General features: G+C 70.1%; 16 protein-coding genes and 1 pseudogene. 7 read left to right on the top strand and 10 right to left on the bottom strand.

Annotation, left to right across the window (positions count from 1 at the left end; all coding sequences use genetic code 11):
• Positions 1-450: TonB family protein (locus D7V77_RS12260; RefSeq protein WP_368666189.1), on the top strand; the 450-nt coding region annotated here is incomplete at its 5' end.
• On the opposite strand, the gene D7V77_RS12255 is transcribed toward D7V77_RS12260, so the two are convergent.
• Positions 437-1,450 (bottom strand): NAD(P)-dependent alcohol dehydrogenase, encoded by a 1,014-nt coding sequence (locus tag D7V77_RS12255; RefSeq protein WP_120576453.1) that lies wholly within the window; start codon positions 1,448-1,450, stop codon positions 437-439. The genes D7V77_RS12260 and D7V77_RS12255 overlap by 14 nt on opposite strands.
• 47 nt (positions 1,451-1,497) lie before the next feature.
• On the opposite strand from D7V77_RS12255, the gene D7V77_RS12250 reads away from it, so the two are divergent.
• Positions 1,498-2,130, top strand: coding sequence for a hypothetical protein (locus D7V77_RS12250; RefSeq protein WP_120576452.1), 633 nt, complete (start codon positions 1,498-1,500; stop codon positions 2,128-2,130).
• An 86-nt stretch (positions 2,131-2,216) separates the two neighbouring features.
• Positions 2,217-3,695: a S28 family serine protease gene (locus D7V77_RS12245; RefSeq protein ID WP_120576451.1), complete on the top strand. Its 1,479-nt coding sequence runs from the start codon at positions 2,217-2,219 to the stop codon at positions 3,693-3,695.
• Between the two features lie 5 nt (positions 3,696-3,700).
• Here D7V77_RS12245 and D7V77_RS12240 read toward each other — a convergent pair.
• Positions 3,701-4,336: pseudogene (locus tag D7V77_RS12240) on the bottom strand (LysR substrate-binding domain-containing protein); the annotation flags it as partial.
• On the opposite strand from D7V77_RS12240, the gene D7V77_RS12235 reads away from it, so the two are divergent.
• Positions 4,221-4,799 carry a zinc-binding dehydrogenase gene (locus D7V77_RS12235; protein ID WP_368666188.1) on the top strand — a complete coding sequence of 193 codons (579 nt, stop codon included), beginning with the start codon at positions 4,221-4,223 and terminating at the stop codon, positions 4,797-4,799. The pseudogene D7V77_RS12240 and the gene D7V77_RS12235 overlap by 116 nt on opposite strands.
• Here the strand turns inward: D7V77_RS12235 and D7V77_RS12230 are convergent.
• The 4 genes from D7V77_RS12230 to poxB all read right to left on the bottom strand — a co-directional run bounded on the left by D7V77_RS12230 (position 4,783) and on the right by poxB (position 8,258).
• On the bottom strand, positions 4,783-5,247 hold the full coding sequence (locus tag D7V77_RS12230) for a DoxX family membrane protein (RefSeq protein WP_120576450.1): 465 nt from the start codon (positions 5,245-5,247) through the stop codon (positions 4,783-4,785). The genes D7V77_RS12235 and D7V77_RS12230 overlap by 17 nt on opposite strands.
• Positions 5,248-5,330: 83 nt before the next feature.
• A complete protein-coding gene (locus tag D7V77_RS12225) occupies positions 5,331-5,846 on the bottom strand; it encodes a hypothetical protein (protein ID WP_120576449.1) in 516 nt (171 codons plus the stop codon).
• Positions 5,847-5,876: 30 nt separating this feature from the next.
• A complete protein-coding gene (locus D7V77_RS12220) occupies positions 5,877-6,395 on the bottom strand; it encodes an RNA polymerase sigma factor (RefSeq protein WP_120576448.1) in 519 nt (172 codons plus the stop codon).
• Between the two features lie 126 nt (positions 6,396-6,521).
• Positions 6,522-8,258 carry a ubiquinone-dependent pyruvate dehydrogenase gene (gene poxB, locus D7V77_RS12215; RefSeq protein WP_120576447.1) on the bottom strand — a complete coding sequence of 579 codons (1,737 nt, stop codon included), beginning with the start codon at positions 8,256-8,258 and terminating at the stop codon, positions 6,522-6,524.
• 217 nt (positions 8,259-8,475) lie between these two features.
• On the opposite strand from poxB, the gene D7V77_RS12210 reads away from it, so the two are divergent.
• A complete protein-coding gene (locus D7V77_RS12210) occupies positions 8,476-9,990 on the top strand; it encodes a hypothetical protein (protein ID WP_120576446.1) in 1,515 nt (504 codons plus the stop codon).
• A 157-nt stretch (positions 9,991-10,147) separates the two neighbouring features.
• On the opposite strand, the gene D7V77_RS12205 is transcribed toward D7V77_RS12210, so the two are convergent.
• Genes D7V77_RS12205 through D7V77_RS12195 form a run of 3 tightly spaced genes read right to left on the bottom strand, consistent with a single transcriptional unit; the run spans position 10,148 to position 13,118 of the window.
• Positions 10,148-10,930, bottom strand: a complete 783-nt coding sequence (locus tag D7V77_RS12205) for a LytTR family DNA-binding domain-containing protein (protein WP_120576445.1) — start codon at positions 10,928-10,930, stop codon at positions 10,148-10,150.
• Entirely contained in the window at positions 10,923-12,074 is a 1,152-nt protein-coding gene (locus D7V77_RS12200) for a sensor histidine kinase (RefSeq protein WP_147452052.1), read from the bottom strand. The genes D7V77_RS12205 and D7V77_RS12200 overlap by 8 nt, the downstream gene beginning before the upstream one ends.
• A gap of 24 nt (positions 12,075-12,098) precedes the next feature.
• On the bottom strand, positions 12,099-13,118 hold the full coding sequence (locus tag D7V77_RS12195; protein ID WP_120576443.1) for a zinc-binding alcohol dehydrogenase family protein: 1,020 nt from the start codon (positions 13,116-13,118) through the stop codon (positions 12,099-12,101).
• Positions 13,119-13,205: 87 nt separating this feature from the next.
• Between D7V77_RS12195 and D7V77_RS12190 the strand changes: the two genes are divergently transcribed.
• Positions 13,206-13,586 (top strand): helix-turn-helix domain-containing protein, encoded by a 381-nt coding sequence (locus D7V77_RS12190; protein ID WP_120576442.1) that lies wholly within the window; start codon positions 13,206-13,208, stop codon positions 13,584-13,586.
• A gap of 13 nt (positions 13,587-13,599) precedes the next feature.
• Here D7V77_RS12190 and D7V77_RS12185 read toward each other — a convergent pair whose 3' ends face one another.
• Positions 13,600-14,235 (bottom strand): hemolysin III family protein, encoded by a 636-nt coding sequence (locus D7V77_RS12185; protein WP_120576459.1) that lies wholly within the window; start codon positions 14,233-14,235, stop codon positions 13,600-13,602.
• 149 nt (positions 14,236-14,384) lie between these two features.
• On the opposite strand from D7V77_RS12185, the gene D7V77_RS12180 reads away from it, so the two are divergent.
• The gene (locus D7V77_RS12180; RefSeq protein WP_169819916.1) at positions 14,385-15,023 is read left to right on the top strand and encodes a TetR/AcrR family transcriptional regulator; all 639 of its coding nucleotides are present in this window, start codon (positions 14,385-14,387) and stop codon (positions 15,021-15,023) included.
• The last annotated feature ends 2 nt before the right edge of the window (positions 15,024-15,025 follow it).

Here is a 15,025-nt window from a genome sequence, read left to right as displayed (position 1 = left end):
CCCCCGAGGCCCCCAGCCGAGGAGCTGAGCGGGCCCTATATTCGGCCCATGCTCCGCATCCCGAAAACCGCCGTGGTGGTGCTCGCGCTGGCCCTCGCTTCCGGGGCCCTGGCCGCGAGCGGCAGTCCCCAGCTGCAGACCTACTTCCAGGGCTCGGTGGACAGCCCCACCTACCAGCAGCAGGCCTTCCAGCGGGTGGCGAAGGCCTGGAAGCAGCCGGGCCCCAAGGGCACGCCGGCCCTGGGCAAGAAGACCATCGTCCAGGCCGTGCTCGACAAGGACGGCAAGCTGGTCTCCACCGCCATCCTCACCGAGTCCGGCGCCAAGGCCTGGGACGCCGCCGCGCTCGCCGCGGTGAAGAAGGCGGCGCCCTTCCCGCCCATGCCCAAGGGCACCACCACGCCCACGGTGGAGGCCCACTTCCACTTCGCGTGGGTCAGCTCACCTTGATGACAATCTTCCCGAAGTGCGCGCCCTGCTTCATGTGCTCGAAGGCGGCGCGCGCTTCCGCGAAGGGGAACACGCGGTCCACCACCGGGTGGACGTCATGGAGCGTGAACGCGCGCGTCAGCGCCTCGAAGGACTGACGGTGGCCCACGAACACGCCCTGCACGCGCAGGTTCTGCATCAGGATGGGGACCAGGGACACGGAGCCCGCCCCACCGGACAGCACGCCGATGACGGACACGGTGCCGCCCACGCGCAGCGCCTTGAGTGACTTCTCGAACGTCCCCGAGCCGCCCACCTCCACCACGTGGTCCACGCCCACGCCTCCGGTGAGCGTGCGCGCCGCCTTCTCCCAGTCCGGGGTGGTGACGTAGTTGATGCCCTCCTGCGCGCCCAGCTTCAGGGCCCGCTCCAGCTTGTCGTCGCGGCTGGACGTGGCGATGACGTGCGCGCCGAACAGCCGGGCAATCTGCAGCGCGAAGATGGACACGCCGCCCGTGCCCTGGACCAGCACCGTGTCCCCGGCCTTGAGCGCGCCTTGCGTGACGAGCGCGCTCCACGCCGTCACCGCCGCGCACGGCAGCGTGGCGGCCTCCTCGTCGGTGAGGTACGCGGGCGTGGGCACCACGCCGTCCTCGTGCAGGAGCATCGTGTCCGCGAGCGCGCCATCCAGCGGCCCGCCCAGCGTGGTGGCGGTGATGGCCTTCGTCGGCTCACCGGCCTGCCAGCCCTGCGCGAACAGCGTCATCACCCGGTCGCCTGGCTTCACGCGGGTGACGCCCGGCCCCACCGCGTCCACCACGCCCGCGCCGTCCGAGTTGGGCACCAGCGGCAGCTTCTGGCGCGGGTTGTAGCGGCCCTCCACCATCATCAGGTCGCGCGAGTTGAGGCTCGTGGCCTTCACGCGCACGCGCACCTGGAAGGGGCCAGGCACGGGGTCCGGCCGCTCCGCGCGCACCAGGTTGTCCAGACCGAAGGCACCGCGAATCTCGTAGACGTTCATGGCTCAAGAACTTAGAGCCGGGACCTTCCACCGAACAGGGTCCCACCATGTCACTGCTCCAGAAGTTGATGGAACACGCCTCGCTCCACGAGCCCTGCGGGACGGCCGGGAAGCGGGCCCAACTCAAGGCCGGACTCCCAGCCTCCGCCGCGACGAAGCAGGTGGATGGAGACCTGACGCTGACGGAGGGAACGGACCTCGTCTTCGAAGAGGGCCGCGTCCACGTGAAGGGCCACCTCCTCCTGGAGGACCAGTCCCGCCTGCTGGTCGCGGGGGACCTGGTGGTGGAGGGCAACATCATCCACGAGGGGTTCGACTACGCCCTGCTCTTCGCGGGCGGAGCCATCCAGGCGGACAACCTCCTCTTCCACGGCGAGCTGGTCGCGCTGGGCGGCCTCACGCTGCGCGGCGCGGCCTGGACCTACTACAACGACTACTCCACCTACGCGGACACGCTGACGGCTCGCGCGGTGGTGGCCGACGACCGCGCGGACGCCGTGGACCAGGTCCACGCGGACACGCACCTCCAAGGACACTCCCAGGTCATCGCGGGGGCGCTGGAGCAGTTGCTGCACCCCGAGGCGTGGGCCAGATACCAGCAGGGCTCCTACGCCGCGCTGGCCAGACACCTGCGCCAGGGTCAGCCTTTGCTGCGCGATTCACCTCCACGGCGCAAGTAATTGCCGGGAGCACCCGGGACGTCCTTCTTCTGGAAATACAGGACCGGCATGTTCGTTCTGTCTTTCGCCCAAGGAGGGCTTTACCCATGTCACGTTTCTTCAGTCGTCCCGCGGTGCTGGCGTGCGCGCTGGCACTGGGGCTCCAGGCCTGCGGCGGCAGCGAGCTTCCCCCCGAGTCCATCGCCCCGAGCGCGCCCGAGGTCCAGGCGCAATCCCTGACACAGGACGCGGCGCCGGACATCCTGGCGCAATTGCAGGCGGTTCCCGGCCTCACGGTGTTGCAGGAGCGGCCGCCCAGCCCGTCGGGCGCGCGCATCTTCGTGCTGGCCTATGACCAGCCGGCGGACCACCTGCACCCCAATGGCACGCGCTTCCAGCAGCGGATGACGCTGGTCTTCCGGAACGCGGAGGCGCCCATGGTGCTGGCCAGCACGGGCTACGGCATCAGCACGTCCCCCGGCCAGACGGAGCCCGCCTTCCTGCTGCAGGGCAACCAGCTGCAGGTGGAGCACCGCTTCTTCGGGCCCTCCATTCCGCAGCCCGCGAACTGGCGGCTGCTCAGCATCGAGCAGGCGGCGGCGGACCACCACCGCATCGTCCAGGCGTTCAAGCCGCTCTTCCCGGGCAAGTGGATCAGCACCGGCGGCAGCAAGGGCGGCATGACGTCGCTCTATCACCGGGCGTTCTTCCCGCGAGACGTGGATGCCACGGTGGCCTACGTGGCGCCCAACAGCTACGGCACGCAGGACCCGCGCTACGTGAAGTTCCTGAGCAAGCTGGGCACGCCCGCGTGCCGCGAGAGCATCCGCGGCTTCCAGCGTGAAGTGCTGGAGCGGCGCACGGAGACGGAGCCGCTCTTCCAGGCGACGGCCGCGGCGTACTACGGCAGCACCTACGACTTCCTGGGCGTGGACAAGGCGCTGGAGTTCAGCGCCCTCGAGTTCGCCTTCGCCTTCTGGCAGTACGGCGACGCGTCGCTGTGTGACGAGATTCCCCCGCCGGGAGGCTCCGCGCAGGGGCTGGTGGACTTCCTGGATGATGTGGTCGGCCTCTCGTACATGAGCGACGGGGACCTGGACTACTACGCGCCCTACGACTTCCAGGCCGCCACGCAGCTGGGCAGCTACGCGTCCGACGAGGCCCACCTGCGCGGCGTCCTGCGCTATCCCCGGGGCTACGACCCGCGGGCGCTCGTGCCCTTCGACATGCGGCCGTACCCCTTCAACCCCTTCGTGATGCCCATCGTAGAGGGCTGGGTGAAGGCGTTCGGCGAGCGCATCCTGCTCGTCTACGGAGAGAACGACCCCTGGTCCACGGGCGCGTTCAGCGTGAGCGCGCGCAATGACTCCTACCGGTTCTACCAGCCGGGCGGCAACCACGGCTCCCGCATCACGGGCCTGCCGGAGGCGGAGCAGGCCGTGGCGCTGGAGCGGCTGCGGAGCTGGGCGGGGCTGCCCACGGAGAGCGCCGCCACCCTGAGCCTGCGGGCCCGGAGCGCGGCGTCCGCGGACCTGCCCGTCACCACGGGCGTGGTGGACCGCCGCCGCGGCCCGCCGCGCGACTGACCCTTTCAGGGCCGTTCGGCCGTCACCTCGCGGGCCACGTCCAGGAAGGCGCGGAACGCGGGGGACACCTGGGCGCGGCTGGGGAAGTAGAGGAACAGGCCTTCCATCCACGCCGCGTAGGGTTCCAGGACCAGCTTCAGGGTGCCGCGCTTCAAGCGCGGCACGATGGTGGGCTCAAAGGCATACATGAGCGCCAGGCCCGCCTCCGCCATCGCCACCAGCACCTCCTCGTTGGTGGCGAGCACGGGGCCGCGCACGGGGATGCGCCAGCTCTTCTTGCCGCGCTCCAACTCCCACGCGTACTTCGCGCCGGTGGTCGGCAGGAGGATGTTCACGCAGTCGTGTTCCAGCAGGTCCTCCGGACGCTGGGGCGTGCCCTTGCGCTTGAGGTACGCGGGCGAGCCCACCACCACGTAGCGGAACCGCTTGGACAGACGCACCTGCACCATGTCCCGCTCGACGGCCTCGAACGGGCGGATGCCCGCGTCCAGGCCCTCCGCGACGATGTCCACGAAGCGGTCCTCGATGCGCAGCTCCACCTCCACCTGGGGATGGCGCTGGGCGAAGCGCAGCAGGATGGGCGTCACCACCGTGGACAGGGAGATGGTGGGCACGGACAGCCGCACGCGGCCCGTGACCTCGCTCGCGCTGGGCGCGCACGTGACCGTCTTCAGCCACACGGACCGCAAGAAGCAGGACGCGCTGCGGATGGGCGCCCACGAGGTGGTCGTGTCATCGAGGCCGGAGGAGATGGCGGCGAAGGCGAACAGCCTCGACTTCATCCTCGACACCGTCTCCGCGGCCCACGACGTCAACGCCTACCTGGAGCTGCTGCGGCGCGACGGGCACCTGGTGCTGGTGGGCTTCCCGGCCCGGCCGCTGGAGGTGGCCCCCCTCTCGCTCCTCTCCCGGCGCGCGAGCTTCTCCGGCTCCGGCACCGGCGGCCTGCCGGAGACGCAGGCCATGCTCGACTTCTGCGGCGAGCACGGCATCGTCTCCGACATCGAGCTGATTCCCATTCAAGGCATCAACGAAGCGTTCACGCGGCTGGAGAAGGGCGACGTGAAGTACCGCTTCGTCATCGACCTCAAGAGCCTGGGTTGACCTTCATGGCGAGCATCGGGCGGTACGCCGCCCGGTAGGACCAGGCCAGGAAGATTTCGGCCGCCAGGAGCATCACGGCCAGGCCCAGGCCCGACGGCGCGAGGAAGGCGTGCGTCAGGAAGATGTTCACGATGACCGGGGCGATGAGCGCCAGCGCCAGCGGGACGAAGCGGTTGGCCAGCAGCAGCAGGCCCACCACCGTCTCCGTGCCCTTCACCAGCGCGAACAGGAAGCCCGTCGCCTTCATCGCGATGCCAAAGGCCACCGCCGGATCCGCCGGGTTCAGGTCCTTGGGCATGGGAATGAACTCCAGGAACCCGTTCAGGCCGAAGACGAAGAACACCAGCCCCATGAACACGCGGGCCGCCGTCGGCAGGAAGCGGGCGAACGACTTCTTCTTCGGGGTGGCGTCCACCCCGGGGGTGGAGGAGGAAAGGGTGGCGTCCATGACGTGCTCCGTTCAGGTGGAAATCGCGGGCCTTCTACTCCACGTCGAATCGGGCCCACACGAATCGACACTCCCCGCGTTTTTCAGCGGTTCGGCACTCCGCCTACATGGCCGTACGTCCGAGCGCGCAGCCGCAGCACCTGGTACGTGGCGCCGCAGAGGAACAGGCCCAGCAGCGTCGCCAGGGCGGCCTGCACCAGGGGGGACTGCGGGCTGTCGGCCAGGGGCTTGCCGGCGGGCAGCCGGGTCAGCGTCTCGTTGATGCCCGGCACCAGCAGCACCATGAAGCTGGCGGAGTACGTGAGGGTCCGCACGTACTCCGTGGCGCGGCCGAACACGCCCAGGCCTGGCGCCGCCGCGCCCACCGCCATGAGCAGCAGCGCCACGAGCCCCAGCGCGTGGCCCGGGTTGAAGCCGCCCGTGCTGGACAGGCCGAACGACGTCACCACCGACGTCACCATGCTGGCGACGTACGCCTTGCCGACGCGCGTCCCCGGGTCGATGCGACCGTCGCGCACGAAGGCCCAGACGCCGAAGACGATGGGAGGCACGCTCACGAGCGTGTGGATGATGCCCAGGATGGACAGGGGGTTCGCCATGACAGGACTCCAGATGAGAGGGATTGAGCTTCAGGCCAGCAGGTATTCGCGGATCATCACGCGGGCGCGGTGCAGGCGGCTCTTCACCGCCGCCGGCTCCAACGACAGGCGCTCGGCCATCTCGCGGATGGAGAGCGCTTCGAAGTCGCGCAGCACGACGACCTCCAGGTACTGCGGCGGCAGCGACTCCAGCGCGGACGCCATGTCCAGCCGCAGCGAGTCCGGCGTGTGCGCGGACATCCACTGGTCCACGAGCGCTTCCTCGTAGGGGTCGTTCCTCAGCACCGTGCGGGCCAGCCGGCGGCACTCGCGCTGGACGATTCGGAACATCCACCCGGAGAACGACGCCAGCTTGCGCACGGCGGACAGCTGGCGGGACATCACCAGCAGGGCCTCCTGGACCGCGTCGTCCACGTCGCTGATGAGGCAGCGCTTCTGCGCGTAGCGCCGGAGGTTCGGCTGCTGGAGCTGCAGCAGGTGCACCATCGCGTCGCGGTCGCCGGCGTGGGCCGCGAGCAACAGCGCGTCGGGAGTGGTGGTCGAACCCATGGAGGCGGCCTCATGCGACGGGGAAAATCCCCATTCGCCAGATAAGAGGCGGCCACGAGGCGAATGGATTCGCGGCCCTGCTGATTTTTCTTCGGCCCCGTCCAACCGCTGGAAATGCCAGGGGTTTCAGCGCCAGAGGTTGGTGCGCGCCAGCTCCAGCACCTCGTTGGTGCGGCCGTTGAGCAGGGCCTTGATGCCGAACAGGGTGAAGCCCGCGGCCATGGCAGCGGTGATGCGCGGTGGCATCACCAGCTCCGCCTTGCTGACCACCGCGTCCACCAGCACGGGGCCGGGCGTCGCGAGCGCCAGTTGGACGGCTTCATCCACCTGCGCCGGGTCCTCCACGCGCAGGCCCTTGACGCCCACGGCCTCCGCCAGCGCGGCGAAGTTCGGGTTCTGGAGCGCCGTGCCCACGTCGAGCATGCCGCCCACCTGCTGTTCCATGGCCACGAAGCCCAGGGAGCTGTTGTTGAACACCACGACCTTGATGGGCAGCCCCAGCTGCACCAGGCCAATGAAGTCCCCCATCAGCATCGTGAAGCCGCCGTCACCGGAGAAGGAGATGACCTGCCGGTCCGGGAAGGCCTTCTGCGCGCCAATGGCCTGCGCCAAGGCGCTCGCCATGGAGCCGTGGTTGAAGGAACCCACCAGCCGCCGGCCGCCCTTCATGGTCGCGTAGCGCGCGGCCCAGACCGTGGGCAGGCCCACGTCGCAGGTGAAGATGGCGTCGTCCGCCGCCTGGAGGTCGAACGCGCGGGCCACCTGCGGCGGGTGGATGGGCTTCCTGCCCACCGTGCCCTGCCCCAGCGAGTCCAGCTCCTCGCGCGTCTTGCGGTAGTGCACGAGCGCGCGCTCCAGGTGCTTCGTGTCGCGCTTGGCTTCGATGCGGGGAAGGAGCGCCTGGACGGTGGCGGACACGCTGCCCACCACGCCCAGGTCCACCCGCGTGCGCTTGCCGATGTTCTCCGCGCGCACGTCCACCTGGATGATCCGCGTATCGGCGCTGTCCGGGTAGAACTGCCGGTAGGGGAAGTCCGTGCCCAGCATCAGGAGCACGTCGCAGTCGATCATCGCCCAGTATCCAGACGCGTAGCCGATGAGCCCCGTGAGCCCCACGAAGTGGGGGTTGTCCTTCTCCACGAACTCCTTGCCTCGGAGCGCGGAGACGACGGGCGCCTGGAGCCGCTTCGCCAGCTCCACCACCTGAGCGCCCGCGCCCTCGCAGCCCGCGCCGCACAGCAGCGTCACGCGCCCGCCGCGGTTGAGCAGCGCGGCCATCTGCTCCACCTGCGCGGATGAGGGCATCAGCTGGGACAGCGACGCGCGCAGCGACTCCGGGGTGGGGGTGCGCGCTTCCTCGGCCTTCAGCATGGCGATGTCGCCGGGGAGCACCACCACGGCCACGCCGCCCTTGCCCACCGCGCTGCGGACTGCGATCTCCGCGGTGCGCTGCATCTGGTTGGGCCCGGAGACCAGCTCGCAGTAGTGGCTGCACTCCTTGAAGAGCGACTCCGGATGGGTCTCCTGGAAGTAGCCGGTGCCCAGCTCCACGGTGGGAATCTGCGCGGCGATGGCCAGCACCGGAGCCCGGTTGCGGTGGCAGTCATACAGGCCGTTGATGAGGTGCAGGTTGCCGGGGCCGCAGCTCCCCGCGCACACGGCGAGCTGCCCGGTGAGGTGCGCCTCCGCGCCCGCGGCGAAGGCGGCGGCCTCCTCGTTGCGCATGGGCACCCATTCGATGTCGCCCCGGCGGCGCAGCGAGTCCGTGAGGGCGTTCAGGCTGTCGCCCACCACGCCATAGATGCGCTTCACCCCCGCGAGCGCGAGGACCTCCACGAACTGGTCCGCCACCGTCTTCTTCATGGTCCATCCCTCGCTTGGGCCGGTTCACCCCGGGCGAAGATGTGCACCGTCCCGCTGGCTCGCGACCGACCGTGCAGCCGGGCCCCAAGCAAGGCTGGCTGCCCGGTGCAGTCGGGCGGTCGCCATTCGCCGCGCCCCGAGCACCGTTCGCCGCGCCATTCAGGTCACTGGCGGCATGGCCCCTGGAGGCAGGTACCGTCCGCGACATCGTGGGGCCATGCGAAGCCCCCTGCTGTTGTCCGCTGTCACGGCGCTGCTGCTCACCCTGCCCGCCTCCGCCGCCGAGGACCCGGGCCGCGCCCACGTCCGCACCGCCGCCGAGGCCATGGGCGGCGAGGCCCGGCTCCGCGCGCTCAAGGGCCTGCGTCTTCGAGGCGTGGGCCACTGGAACCTGCTGGAGCAGTCCGAGCGCCCCACGCCGCCCTTCCTCGTCATGTACGAGCAGTTCGAAGAGGTCCGCGACCTGCGCCGGGGCCGCCTGCGCCAGAAGTCGGAGAGCCGCGGGATGGTGATGGATGAGTGGAAGGGAGTGACGATGCTGCTCGCTGAAGGTGTCGCGGCGGCGGACTTCCAGGGGAAGTGGAGGCCCCTGGGCGCGGCACAGCTCCAGGACATGCAGGAGCGGCTGGCCTTCGCGCCCGAGCACGTCTTGCTCGCGGCCCTGGACGCCAAGGACCTGCGAGCCCAGGCGGACACGGTGCTGCAGGAGGTGCCCCACCACGTCGTCGCCTTCCACCAGGACCGCGCGAGCGTGCGCCTGTTCCTCAACGCCCGCACGGGACTGCCCACCGCCGTGGAGACGGTGGACGCGCATCCGGAGGACCCGTTCTGGAGCGTCTGGGGAGACGTGCGAACCGTGTTGTCCTTCCAGGCGTGGACGTTGGAGCCGGGAGGCCTGCGCTACCCGCACCACTGGGAGTGGGCGCGCAACGGCCAGCTCCACCATTCCGTCACGGTGACGGCGGTGACGGTGGATCCGCCGCTCGCGGACGTGGACTTCGCCGTGGCGGATGACGTGAAGCAGGGCTTCGAGGCCCGCCGCGCGAGGAAGCTGGACGAAGCCCCCGTGGTCCGTCCGGAAGCGCCGCCCGTGGAGGTGGCGCCCGGTGTGGTGCAGCTGCCGGGAGCATGGAACGTGGCGCTGGTGGCGCAGGACGACGGCGTGGTGGTGGTGGAGGGCCCGCTCGCGTCCGGCTACTCGGCGCGAGTGATGGACGAGGCCGCGAAGCGCTTCCCGGGCCTGATGGTGAAGGCCGTGGTGTCCACCAGCGACGCATGGCCGCACATCGGAGGACTGCGCGAGTACGTGGCCCGGGGCATCCCGGTGTACGTGCTGGATCTCAATCGCGCGTTGGTGGAGCGGCTGGTGGCGTCGCCGCGCACGCTCGTGCCGGATACGCTCGCCAGGAAGCCGCGAGCAGCGAAGCTCCAGGTCGTAAACGGGCGGCGCGTGCTGGGCGCCGGGAAGAACCGGCTGGAGCTCGTCCCGGTGCGCACGGAGACGGGTGAGCGGATGTTGTTCGCATGGCTGCCGGAGCACCGGCTGCTCTACACATCCGACCTGGTGCAGCCCCAGCCGGACGGCTCGTTCTTCAACGTGCAGCAGGTGGACGAAACGGTGGAGGTGGCCGCGCGAGAGAAGCTCCCGGTGTCCCAGGTGTTTGGCATGCACCTGAAGCCCACGGATTGGAGCGCCCTCACCACCGCAGTGGACAAGGTCCGCAAGCCCTGAGGCCCTCGGCCAAGAAACCTGTCGCCACCGATGAGAAGGTGAGAACCCAGCCGGGCCTCCCCGTCGGCGGCGCACAGCGAAAACCTGTCCGACTGTCGGACAGGTTTTGGAAGACCGCGCCCGGCGGGCGGTGGACAACCTGGGCTGTCTGGAGGCTTCAGCGGGCCCGGCCCAGCCGCCGCTCCAGGTGCTCGCGGCGGCTACGGCTTACTCGCAGGCGCATGCCGCTTCGCAGCACCACCACCTGCTCCGTGGGCGAGGGCCGGTGCACTTCTTGAATGCACGCCACGTTGACGATGGCGGAGCGGTGGATGCGCACGAAGCGCTCCGGGTCCAACCGCGCCTCCAGCGCCGCCAGGCTCTCGCGCAGCACGTGGGCCTTGCCGTCCGCGTGCAACGTGACGCAGTAGTCGTCCGCCTCCACCCACTCGATGTCCGCGACGGGGACGAGCACGGAGCGCAGCCCCACGCGCACCAGCAGCCGGTCCGCGGGATGCTCGGCGCGCCTTGGTGCCGGGCCCGCGTCCGCCAACAGGTCCGCGAGTCGCCGGCCCAGCTCGGCGGCCTCGCCGGCGCGCAGCCTCTGACGAGCCCGGGCCAGCGCCTCGTCGAAGCGCGTGTCGTCGAAGGGCTTCACCAGATAGTCCACCGCGTGCACGTCGAAGGCCTTCACGGCGAAGGTGTCGAACGCGGTGATGAAGATGACAGCGGGCATGTGCTCCACGCCCACTTCGCGCAGCACTCCGAAGCCATCCAGCTCCGGCATCTGCACGTCCAGCAGCACCAGGTGGGGACGCTGGGCACGGATGGCATCCACCGCTTCGCGGCCGTCGCGGCACTCGCCGCACACCACCGCGTCTGGATGGCGTGCCAGGGCCTGCCGCAATCCCTTACGGGCCAGCGGCTCGTCATCCACCAGCAGCACCCGCAGCTCAGCCATGCGCCACCCCAGCGGCGCCCGGCTTGGAGCGCCAGGGCAGCAGGACCGTGGCCACGGTGCCCTGCCCTTCCGCGTTGGCGACTCCCAACCGTCCCGCTTCGCCGTAGAGCTGCGACAGCCGCGCGCGCGTGTTCGAAAGGCCGATGCCCCTCGCCGCTTCCAGGTCGAAGTCCCAGGGCAGCCCCGGACCATCGTCACGCACGGTCAGCTCCAGCGCGTCTCCGCACCGCCGTGCCCCGATGCGCAGCACCCCGGATGCGGAGCGCACGCCGATGCCGTGGCGGAGCGCGTTCTCCGCGAGCGGCTGGAGCACCAGGTGGGGCACTCGGGCCTCCAGCGCTTCCGGCTCCACCGCCCACTCCACTCGCAGCCGGTCCGCGAAGCGCAGCTGCTGGAGCTCCAGATAGCGCGACAGCACGGCCACCTCGTCGCGCAGGGACACCTCCTGGGTGGCTCCCTGCTGGAGCAACTGCCGGAGCAGGTCGCTCAGCAGCACCAGCATGCGCGCGGCCTCCTCCGTCTCCTTCTCGCGCACCAGCACCACGATGGCGTTGAGCGTGTTGAAGAGGAAATGCGGCTGCAATTGCGTCTGGAGCGCGAGCAACCGTGACTCGGCCAGCTGCACCGCGAGCACCGCGGCCTGCCGCTCGCTGTCCCTCGCCCGCTGGGAGGCCCGGGTGGCGGAGGCCACCGCCAGCACCGTCGCGTAGGCCATGCCCATCATCGGCAGCCAGCCCCACCATGCACGCAGCCAGCGCGCGGCCCAGGTGGCATCACGCCCGGGCATGAACTGCGCCGTCGTCAGCGCGTACACGGCGGCGAACAGGGCACCCATGCCCAGACACGCCGCCAGGTGCACGAGGACGGAGCGCGGCCTCGGAGGACTCAGAGGCTCGCGCGCGGCGAGCCGGGTGAGCCACGGCGTGAGGGGCAGCCACACGTACCAGGCGGGCATCTGCGCCGCGAACACCCGCCACAGCGCGGGCGCCCCGGCCATGTCCCGGCTGAACGTGTACGTCTCCAACGCGGAGAAGAGCGCGGGCACGGACCACGCGGCGGCCCGCTTCGCCCAGGCACGCCACGCGCTTCCAGAGATGTCTTCCACGGTGCCCACGAGGCCCGTGAGTCTACCGGCGGGCGCCACGGACTTCACCGCCTGCGCGAGGGCTCAGGGGAAGCCGCTGAGCACAATCTTGCCCAGCGTGCGGCCCGTCTCCACCGCCGCGTGCGCGCGCCGGAGGTTCGCGGCGGAGAGCGGACCGAAGTCCTGCGTCATGGTGGTCCGCAGCGTCCCCGCCTCCACCAGGTCCGCCACCGCGTCGAGCAGCCGCTGCTGGGAGAGCGGATCCGCGTCGTAGAGCGCGCGCGTGAACATCAGCTCCCAGTGGAGCGCCAGGCTCTTGCGCTTCATCGCGTTCACGTCGAGCGGAGTCTGCGGGTCGTCGATGATGCCCAGGTGTCCGAAGGGCGCCATCAGCTCCACCAGCTGCGCGAAGTGCTGCTCCGTCGCGGTGAGCGCCATCACGTAGCGCACGCCTCCCGGCACCAGCGCCTTCACCTGCTCGGCCAGGGGCTGGCGGTGGTCCACCACGTGGTGCGCGCCCAGGGACTTGCACCACTCCACCGTCTCCGGCCGCGACGCCGTGGCGATGACCGTGAGGTCCGTCAGCTTGCTGGCGATTTGAATCGCCATGGAGCCCACGCCGCCCGCGCCGCCCACCACGAGCAGCGCGTCCTTGCGAGTGCCCGTCTTCTGTCGAGGCACGCCCAGGCGCTCGAACAGCAACTCCCACGCGGTGATGGAGGTGAGCGGCAGGGCCGCCGCCTGGGCGAACGTCAGCCCCTTCGGCTTGCGGCCGACGATGCGCGCGTCCACGACGTGCAGCTCGGAGTCCGTGCCGGGCTTCGCGATGGAGCCCGCGTAGAAGACCTCGTCACCAGGGCGGAAGCGCTTCACGTCCTTGCCCACGGCCTCCACCACGCCGGCCGCATCCCAGCCGAGCACGCGCGGCGAGGACTCCACCTTGTCCTTGGGCGCGCGCACCTTCACGTCCACGGGGTTCACGGACACGGCGCGCACGCGCACCAGCAGGTCTCCGGGACCGGGCGTGGGGTCCGGCAGCTCCACGTCGGCGAAGGCTTCGGGATGATCACTGGGGAGGTACTTCGTGAGGGCGACGGCTCGCATTGGGGGCTCCTTTGCGTGCAACATCGTCCCGAAGGTCGGAACGGACAAGTACGCAGGATTTCCGCCCATACGCACGAAAAGGGAACCATGGCCCGGCACAAGACCTATGACTGCTCCGCCGGTTGTCCGGTGTCCGCGACGCTGGATGTGATTGGGGGCAAGTGGAAGGGGCTCATCCTCTACCACCTGCTCGAAGGCACCCTGCGCTTCGGCGAACTGCGCAAGCGCATCCCGGACGTCACGCAGCGGATGCTGACGCAGCACCTGCGCGAATTGGAGGAGAGCGGGCTCGTGCACCGGCAGGTGTACGCGGAGGTGCCTCCGCGCGTCGAATACAGCCTCACGCCGCAGGGCCAGACGCTGCGAGGCGTGATTGCCGCGCTCAAGTCCTGGGGAGAAACGTACCTGGGCCGGAAGGCTCCAGAGCCCGCGGCCTCGAAGCGCCGGCTCGCCGTGGCGGGGCGCTGAAGGGAAGCGCGCCCTACCCCGCCGCGCGCACCAGGCGCAGCACCAGCACGAAGTGCAGCCCCGCGCCCACCAGCGTCATGGCGTGGAACACCTCGTGGTAGCCGAAGACGCCGGGCAGGGGGTTGGGCCGCTTGAAGGCATACGCGAGCGCGCCCAGCGTGTACGCCAACCCCCCGGCGATGATGAGCACGATGGCGGAAGACCCCACCGCGCGGAAGACGTCGCCGAAGTACGGCATCATCGTCCACCCCACCCCGATGGCCAGCGCCGCCGTCACCCACTTGGGCGCGCCCACCCAGAACATCGACTGGAGGATGCCCAGCAGCGCCCCCGCGTAGAGCCACGCCATCAGCGGGTTGCCCACCTCGGGAGGCAGCCCCAGCAGGATGACCGGCGTGTACGTCCCCGCGATGAGCAGGAAGATGGCCGCGTGGTCCGCCCGGCGCATCCACGCGCGGGCCTTCGGCGACCAGTTCACCCGGTGGTACGTCGCGCTGATGGTGAACAGCCCCACCAGGCTCAGCGCGTACAGCGCCGACGCCAGCATCGTGCGAGGCGTGGGCGCCATCGCCACCAGCACCACGCCCGCGCCCACCGAGAAGGCCGCCGCCCACTGGTGCAACACCCCGCGCAGCTTCGGCTTCTCCATTCCCAACACCACCGCGCTCACGCGCGCCCCATGACGGACTCGACACCCTTCGAAACGAAGCATTTCATGACGGTGGCGACTCCACGCCTTCCCTACGGAATGGTAGGTTTCGGTCCGGTAAGTTACCGACGGGTAGGTTAGAGGTCAACTTGAAGAAGAAACAGCGGCTCACGGGCGCGGAACGCCGGATCCAGTTGATGGAGATCGGCCGGTCGGTCTTCGCCTCGAAGGGCTACGAGGCAACCTCGATTGAAGAGGTCGCCCAGCAGGCGGGCGTGTCCAAGCCCATCGTCTACGAGCACTTCGGCGCGAAGGAAGGGCTGTACGCGGCCATCGTGGACCGGGAGCTGGAGGACCTGGTGGCGCGCGTGTCCGCGAGCATCGCGCAGGGCACGCCCCGGCAGCGCTTCGAGGACGCGGTGCTGGCGTTCATGTCCTACGTGAAGGAGGAGCCGGCGGGCTTCGCGGTGCTCACGCGCGACTCACCCACGGCGGCGGCGCGGCGCGGACTGACGCGTGTCATCGACGACCTGGCCCAGCGCGTGAGCGACGTCTTCCGCAGCGAGTTCGAGCGCGCCGGCTACCCGTCCAAGGTGGCGCCCATCTACGCCAACGCGCTGGTGGGCATGGTGACGCAGGTGGGCCACTGGTGGGCCGCGGAGGGCAAGTCCTTCTCCACGGAGAACGTGGCCCGCCATGTCGCCGCGCTCGGGTGGATGGGATTGAGACACCTGCCCAAGGACCCGGCGGCCCCCGGCGCGAAGCGCGAGCCGAAGCGCCGGAGCTGAGG

It is taken from the genome of Corallococcus sp. CA041A, from assembly GCF_003612075.1.
GTDB lineage: Bacteria > Myxococcota > Myxococcia > Myxococcales > Myxococcaceae > Corallococcus > Corallococcus exiguus.
This window is presented reverse-complemented; position numbering and strand designations above follow the sequence as displayed.

Coding starts and splice junctions, on each gene's coding strand:
- D7V77_RS12255 (WP_120576453.1), bottom strand. CDS start 1,450: ATGAACGTCTACGAGATTCGCGGTGCCTTCGGTCTGGACAACCTGGTG.
- D7V77_RS12250 (WP_120576452.1), top strand. CDS start 1,498: ATGTCACTGCTCCAGAAGTTGATGGAACACGCCTCGCTCCACGAGCCC.
- D7V77_RS12245 (WP_120576451.1), top strand. CDS start 2,217: ATGTCACGTTTCTTCAGTCGTCCCGCGGTGCTGGCGTGCGCGCTGGCA.
- D7V77_RS12235 (WP_368666188.1), top strand. CDS start 4,221: ATGCGCAGCTCCACCTCCACCTGGGGATGGCGCTGGGCGAAGCGCAGC.
- D7V77_RS12230 (WP_120576450.1), bottom strand. CDS start 5,247: ATGGACGCCACCCTTTCCTCCTCCACCCCCGGGGTGGACGCCACCCCG.
- D7V77_RS12225 (WP_120576449.1), bottom strand. CDS start 5,846: ATGGCGAACCCCCTGTCCATCCTGGGCATCATCCACACGCTCGTGAGC.
- D7V77_RS12220 (WP_120576448.1), bottom strand. CDS start 6,395: ATGGGTTCGACCACCACTCCCGACGCGCTGTTGCTCGCGGCCCACGCC.
- poxB (WP_120576447.1), bottom strand. CDS start 8,258: ATGAAGAAGACGGTGGCGGACCAGTTCGTGGAGGTCCTCGCGCTCGCG.
- D7V77_RS12210 (WP_120576446.1), top strand. CDS start 8,476: ATGCGAAGCCCCCTGCTGTTGTCCGCTGTCACGGCGCTGCTGCTCACC.
- D7V77_RS12205 (WP_120576445.1), bottom strand. CDS start 10,930: ATGGCTGAGCTGCGGGTGCTGCTGGTGGATGACGAGCCGCTGGCCCGT.
- D7V77_RS12195 (WP_120576443.1), bottom strand. CDS start 13,118: ATGCGAGCCGTCGCCCTCACGAAGTACCTCCCCAGTGATCATCCCGAA.
- D7V77_RS12190 (WP_120576442.1), top strand. CDS start 13,206: ATGGCCCGGCACAAGACCTATGACTGCTCCGCCGGTTGTCCGGTGTCC.
- D7V77_RS12185 (WP_120576459.1), bottom strand. CDS start 14,235: ATGGAGAAGCCGAAGCTGCGCGGGGTGTTGCACCAGTGGGCGGCGGCC.